Origin of the sequence: Sphingomonas sp. ABOLH, assembly GCF_003951715.1 — a bacterium.
GTDB classification, from domain to species: domain Bacteria; phylum Pseudomonadota; class Alphaproteobacteria; order Sphingomonadales; family Sphingomonadaceae; genus Sphingomonas; species Sphingomonas hankookensis_A.
The window spans coordinates 24,130-30,832 of sequence record NZ_QQWV01000045.1; the positions used below are offsets into that span (position 1 = coordinate 24,130).

Sequence of the window (6,703 nt, forward strand, 5' to 3'; positions counted from 1 at the left end):
GGCGCTATGAACGGTCAGACGTTGAAGCGGAACAGCATCACGTCGCCGTCCTGCACGACATATTCCTTGCCCTCCGCCCGCAGCTTGCCTGCGTCGCGCGCGCCGCTTTCACCCTTGCAGGCGACATAATCGGCATAGGCGATGGTTTCGGCCCGGATGAAGCCGCGTTCGAAATCGCTGTGGATCTCGCCCGCCGCCTGCGGGGCCTTGGCACCGACCGACACGGTCCAGGCGCGCGCTTCCTTGGGGCCGACGGTGAAGAAGGTCAGCAGCTGGAGCAGCGAATAGCCGGCGCGGATCACGCGGGCGAGGCCGGTTTCCTTGAGCCCCAGGTCGGACAGGAATTCGGCGCGGTCGGCCGGTTCCATCGTGGCGATCTCCGCCTCGATTGCCGCCGACACGACGACCGCCTGAGCGCCCTCTGCCTTCGCCTTTTCGAAGACCTTGGCCGACAGGTCGTTGCCCTCGGCGGCGTCCTCTTCGTTGACGTTGCAGACATAGAGGACCGGCTTGGCGGTCAGCAGCTGCGCCTGGGCGAAGAGGCGTTCCTCCTCCTCGTCCTTGATCTCGGTCAGGCGCGCGGGCTTGCCATCGCGCAGCAGGTCGAGCGCACGGCCGAGCACGGCGGCGGCGACCTTCGCTTCCTTGTCGCCCTGCTGCCCCTTCTTGGTCAGGTTGGGCACGCGCTTTTCGAGGCTTTCGAGGTCGGAGAGCATCAGCTCGGTCTCGACCGTGTCGGCGTCGGCGATCGGATCGACCCGGTCGTCGACATGCTGGATGTCGTCATTCTCGAAGCAGCGCAGGACGTGGACGATCGCGTCCACCTCGCGGATATTGCCGAGGAACTGGTTGCCGAGCCCTTCGCCCTTCGACGCGCCGCGCACCAGGCCGGCGATGTCGACAAAGGCGAGCTGCGTCTCGATCTTCTTGGCCGAACCGGCGATCTCGGCCAGCTGGTCGAGCCGGGGATCGGGGACCGCGACGTTACCGACATTCGGTTCGATCGTGCAGAAGGGATAGTTGGCCGCCTGTGCCGCCTGAGTCTGCGTCAGCGCGTTGAACAGGGTGGACTTGCCGACATTCGGCAGCCCGACGATACCGCAGCGAAAACCCACGTGATGCTATCCCGGAGACGATGGAAAGCCTGCGCCTTAGCGGGTGGCGACCAGCTTTGCAAAAGCTACCACCGATAGTTGAAGCTGACGCTGATCCGTTCGCCCTTGCCGGCGTGCGGCATGACCTCGTGCCGCAGCCAGCTTTCCCACAATAGCAGCGTGCCGGGTTCGGGCGCGACGGTTTCGAACGTGCCGGGGCGGGTGGGGGCGGCCATCAGCATGGGAAGGCGGGGGTCCTCGAACCGAATGCCGCCCGCGCCTTCGGGAACGGCGACATAGACGGTGCCCGACACGACGCTGTGCGGGTGGAGGTGGCCCGAATGGCCGCCGCCGGGCTTCAGCAGGTTCACCCACAGGCTGTCGAGCTTCAGCTTGCGGCCCGCCAGTTCCATGCCGCAGGCGGCGGCGAATTTGGCGACATGGCGGTCGAGCACGCGCTTCAGGTCGGCGAAGACCGGATCGCGGAGCGGCAGGTCGTTCAGGGAGGCGTAGGAGGTATAGCCGCGATAGCCATGCTCCTTCGACCAGCGGCGCCCGGCCATGTCCTCCTCCGCCAGCGCGCGGACCGAGGCGTCGAGATCGTCGACCAGCGCGGCGTCGGCGAGGCTGGCTTCGTAGAGATGGGTCGGGAAGAGGGTGCGGACGGTCATGGCGGCGGCTTGGCGGATCGGTGGCGTTTTGGGAAGGGTCAGCGGCGATGCTGCGACAGGAACGCCCAGAGCGCGTCGTTGTCGATGACCCAGCTATGCCCGCCGCCGACGGTGATGCGGCCGGCGACATCGGCACCGTCGCGGCAGCCGGTATAGCGTTCCTCATAGACTTTCGGCGCGACCCAGCGGGTGGTGGGGGCGGCGGTGCAGTCGTTGAGCGTCGCCCAGCGCATCTCGGCGGCGTGCATGGTGTAGGACCAATATTTGGCGCCGCCGCCCTGGATCGGGTTGGTGGTGTCGGCATCGCCGGCGAAGGCGATGACCGGCAGCGGGCGCGAAGGGCGACAGGTCGCGGGATCGGGGCGGGTGGGATCGCTGGCCAGCGGATTGCCCGCGCGCAGGCCGACGACCGGGGCGATGGCGGCAAAGCGGTCGGCGGCGACGCAGCCGAGCCACGAGGTCATTCGCCCGCCCCCCGACAGGCCGGTGGCATAGACGCGGGCGGGATCGGCGCAGCCCGCCTTGGCCAGCTGGTCGATCAGCGCGCCGATGAACTTCACGTCGTCGGGGGCGTCGGGGCCGGGAATGGTGCCGGCGACGGTGGGAACGCCAGGAATGTTCCAGACGAAGCCCTGGTCATGGGGGATGCCGGCATCGGGCGCGGCGACGATGAAGCCATGCCGGTCCGCTGCCTCGGCCAGGTTCGAATCGCGCAGCATCGCCGCGCCGGTGCCGCCGCTGCCGTGGAGCAGGATGACGAGCGGTGCCGGCCGCGCCGGATCGAAGCCCGGCGGCAGGTGGAGCAGCACCGAGCGCACCCCGTCGTTGATCGTGATCCGTTGCGACTGGTTCGCAGGACTGGCGGTGCAGCGCGGCGCGGCCAGTGCGGCGGTGCCGGTCAGCAGCAGGAACAGGAAGGCGAGCAGTTGCAAGGGTTTGGCCATGGAATGCTTCCTATCGGGCAGGGGCGGCGCGGCGCAAGGCGTGGCCAAAGTTCACTAAGTTCACACTAGTGGCGTGTTGGCGGGGTCGTCGGTTCGGTAGCACGGATGGGGCAAAGTTCACTAAGTTCACACTCGCACGATAGTTTGCGTTGCGTTCGATCCGGTGCGTGGCGGTACGCGGGACATGGCTTGGACCGGGCGAGCATGACGATGGCGGAGGGTGTAGGAAAGCCAGTTTTCTTGCCCGCGAACATCTGAAGCATTCCCCTGTTACGTACCCCCGCGCAGGCGGGGGGCCAGGGCGACACACGCAACCCGTCGTTTTGCTTGGCTCTGGACCCCCGCCTGCGGGGGTACGGCAGGCGTCTGTCGTCGACCGCGACTTTCGAAGAGGCATCCGCAAGCGGGAGTAGCTGTTCCCGCCTTTTTGGACCGCCTAGCGCAGCGGCAGGAACAGGTCGGTGATCGCATCATGCTCGGCGACTTCCGGGGCGAAGCGGACCCGCTGGCAGAAGAGGGGGAAGTCGCGGAGTTCCTCGCCGCTGATGGGGAGCCAGTCGCGATAGAGGTGGAGCGCGGGGGCTTCGAGGTCGTCGGCGCGGCCGGTGATGCGGATCACGGCGCAGCGTCCGCCGGGGATCAGACCCATGGTCATGCCGTCTGCCACCGGAAATGCGCGGTCGGTGGCGACGCACAGGTCGATGCGGACCGGGCCGGATTGGGCGTCGTGCGGGTCGTCGTGAAAGACGTTGAGGGTCGCGGCATCGGACGGCGGCAGGCGGTTCGCGCGGCGCCACGCGATGAAGCGGCGGATGCTGTCGCCGATGCTGGCCATGTCGCCGTCGTGGGACAGATAGGCGACCGGCGTGTTGGGAAAGTCGCGGATGGTGACGTCATAGGTCGGCATGGATCGGTTCCTCGCATGATCCAGCGGCAGGAGCGCCGCGCGCCACGGTGCCCAGTCGGGCACGGAACGGAAGGACGACGGCGACTGGCCGAAATGCCGGCGAAAGGCGCGGGCAAAGGCATCGGGCGCGTCATAGCCGGCATCCAGCGCGACATCGGTCACGCGGTCGGCGTGGAACGCCAGCCGGTGGGACGCGCGCTGCAACCGGGCAAGCTGGACATAGCGATGGACCGGCAGTCCGAAGGTCGCAACGAATTGGCGATGGAAGTGATATTTGGAGAAGGCCGCGACCGCGCTGATGCTGGCGAGGTTGAGTTCGTCGTCGAGATGCCGGTCGATATGGTCGAGCGCCCGCTGCATCCGGTCGTGATAGGGGGTGGTCGCCGTCATGTCCGTGTCCTGTGTGGCACGGGTGGTATGGGTGGGGGAAGGTGCGGGCGCTCGACCGATCTTGCGCTATTGCCGACCTCCAGCGTCACCCCAGCGCAGGCTGGGGTATCCCGGTTGGTTGGCGTTGCGTGTCTTCACGGGGAGACCCCAGCCTGCGCTGGGGTGACGCTTGGGCGGGGACAGGGGAATGGGGAGGCCGGAAGGGGAGCTCTACCCCATCCGCCGCGCCACCTCGTTCATGAAGCGCACGTCGTCGTTCGCCGCCAGCCACGGCGCCTCCGCCGCGACGGCGCCGAGCAGGTCTGTCAGGTCGTCGATCTCCGCCTTGGCGAAATTGCCGAGCACATAGGGGGTCACCCGGTCCTTGTGCCCCGGATGGCCGATGCCGAGGCGGATGCGGCGGAAGTCGGGGCCGATATGCGCGTCGGTCGAACGCAGGCCGTTATGCCCGGCATGGCCGCCGCCGATCTTTACCTTGAGCTTGAACGGGGCGAGGTCGAGTTCGTCGTGGAAGACGGCCACGTCCTGCGGCGTGAGCTTGTAGAAGCGCATCGCTTCGCCGACCGAACGGCCGCTTTCGTTCATCCAGGTGCCGGGTTTGAGCAGCAGGATCTTTTCCGATCCGATCCGCCCTTCCTGTATCCAGCCCTGAAAGGCGCGTTTGGGGGCGGCAAAGCCATGGACCTCCGCGATCGCGTCGACCGCCATGAAGCCGATATTGTGGCGATGCATCGCATATTGCGGGCCGGGATTACCCAGGCCGGTCCAGAGCTGCATGTGGGGCGTCCTTTGGTGGCGGGTGAGTGCGGAACGCCTGTAGCCATAACCGTCATTCCCGCGAAGGCGGGAATCCATTGCCGCTGGCGTTTGCGATGGAGCTACAGGCGTTGCGTTTATGGGTTCCCGCCTGCGCGGGAACGACGATGGGGGACCTTTACTTCGCCACCATCGTCATTCCGGCGCAGGCCGGAATCCATTGTGTCGGGTGCTCGCGATCGAGCCGTGACGTGGCCGTGTCCATGGATCCCGGCCTTCGCCGGGATGACGGCGGCAGGAGAGGGACCTGTACCCGGAATGCGTTGGCGTGGTTGGGGTCAGGCCTGCGCCGGGGGAACGACGCAGCCCCCAAACGCAAAGGGAGCGGGACGGCATGGCCATCCCGCTCCCCATCAGCAGAGCACAAAGGCGGGGCGGATCAGCCCTCGGCCTTGTCCTCGCCCTCGGCGTCGTCGCCTTCCGCAGCGGCTTCGGCCGACTGCGCTTCGGCAACTTCGGCGTCGAGCGCCTCGTCCTCGGCGGTCAGCGTGGTCGGCGGGGTGATCGTCGCGACGGTCACGGCGTCTTCCGATGCGGTCGCTTCGGCACCGTTCGGCAGGTCGATGTCCGACAGGTGGATCGAGTCACCGACTTCGCGGCCGGTCAGGTCGACGACGATCTCGGTCGGGATGTTCGACGCTTCGACGGTCAGTTCGATTTCATGGGTCACGACGTTCAGCACGCCGCCGTCCCGCTTGATGCCGGGGGCGTCGTCTTCGTTGGTGAAGGTCACCGGCACGGCGACGGTCACGGTCGCGTTCTTGGCGATGCGCAGGAAGTCGACATGGATCGGCTGGTCGGTGACGACGTCGAACGCGACGTCCTTGGCCAGGGTGCGAACCTTCTTGCCGCCGACATCGACCATGATGACCGAGTTCATGAAGTGGCCGGTCATCAGCGCCTTCATGAGTTCGCGGGCGTTCAGGTGAATGCCCTCCGGGTCCTGCTTGTTGCCATAGATCACGGCGGGGACGCGGCCATCGCGACGCAGGGCGCGGGAGGCTCCCTTGCCTACCCGATCGCGCGTCTCGGCCGACAGATTCAGCGTGTCGCTCATCATGTCTTCCTTGAGTACGTATTGATGTGTCTTGCGCGGCCGGGCCTCCAGGGATGACCCCGGCACGAACAAGCGCGGGCGCATAGGGGAGTTTGGGGGGAAAGGCAAGGTTGGGTGCCCCGTTTCCTCCACCCCCGTTTGCTTCGAGCGGAGGTTCGAGCCTGTCGAGAACCGTAGTCGAGAAGGGGGTGCCCCAAGCGGGGCGTTCTCGACGGACGCTTCTCGACAGGCTCGAAGCTGCTCGAACCGAACGGGGTGGGGTGCTATTGCACCCGCATCACTTCCAAACCCATCTTCCGCAACCGATCCTGCACGCTGCCCGGCCCGGTCAGATGCCCCGCGCCGACCGCGACGAAGCGCGTACCCGGCTGGCGCATCCACCTGGCGATGGTGCGCGCCCAGGCGGCGTTGCGCCGGTCGAGCAGCGCGGCGCGCACCGCCGGACCGGCTTGCGTCATATCCTCGCCCAGCAGCCGGTCGAGCGTCGCGACGTCGCCACGGCCCCAGGTGGCGACGACCCGGTCCATCGCCGGCACCGGATCGCGCTCGGCGAGGGTGCGCTCCAGCATCGTGCGCTGGGCGGCCTGCGGCAGGGCGGCGAAGAGGCCAAGTTGCTGGCCGAGCGTTTCGAATGCGGTGACCGGCTTGCCGGTTCGATCGGCGAGTTTCGTCAGCAGCGTCTCGGGGGCGGGCTCGCTGCGGTAGCCGGCCTGCGCCAGCGGTTGCGCGGCGAGGACCGTCGCGGCGAACCACGGGTCGGTCCTGTCGAAGGCATTGCGGGGGAAGCCCAGCTCGGCCGCCCAGCGCACGATGCTGGAGCGCAC

General features: G+C 67.4%; 7 protein-coding genes. All 7 read right to left on the reverse strand.

What is annotated here, in order from left to right; all coding sequences use genetic code 11:
* Positions 1 to 14 precede the first annotated feature (14 nt).
* Entirely contained in the window at positions 15 to 1,115 is a 1,101-nt protein-coding gene (ychF, locus tag CA237_RS16345) for a redox-regulated ATPase YchF (protein ID WP_066690254.1), read from the reverse strand.
* Between the two features lie 65 nt (positions 1,116 to 1,180).
* Positions 1,181 to 1,765, reverse strand: coding sequence for a TIGR02466 family protein (locus CA237_RS16350; protein WP_066690252.1), 585 nt, complete (start codon positions 1,763 to 1,765; stop codon positions 1,181 to 1,183).
* 38 nt (positions 1,766 to 1,803) lie between these two features.
* Positions 1,804 to 2,709, reverse strand: coding sequence for a PHB depolymerase family esterase (locus CA237_RS16355; RefSeq protein ID WP_126014834.1), 906 nt, complete (start codon positions 2,707 to 2,709; stop codon positions 1,804 to 1,806).
* A 436-nt stretch (positions 2,710 to 3,145) separates the two neighbouring features.
* Positions 3,146 to 4,006: an AraC family transcriptional regulator gene (locus CA237_RS16360; protein WP_126014836.1), complete on the reverse strand. Its 861-nt coding sequence runs from the start codon at positions 4,004 to 4,006 to the stop codon at positions 3,146 to 3,148.
* Between the two features lie 210 nt (positions 4,007 to 4,216).
* Entirely contained in the window at positions 4,217 to 4,783 is a 567-nt protein-coding gene (pth, locus tag CA237_RS16365) for an aminoacyl-tRNA hydrolase (RefSeq protein WP_126014838.1), read from the reverse strand.
* 418 nt (positions 4,784 to 5,201) lie between these two features.
* Entirely contained in the window at positions 5,202 to 5,879 is a 678-nt protein-coding gene (locus tag CA237_RS16370) for a 50S ribosomal protein L25/general stress protein Ctc (protein WP_126014840.1), read from the reverse strand.
* Between the two features lie 263 nt (positions 5,880 to 6,142).
* Positions 6,143 to 6,703 (reverse strand): TraB/GumN family protein (locus CA237_RS16375; protein WP_164523907.1); only part of this gene is annotated, 561 nt, incomplete at its 5' end.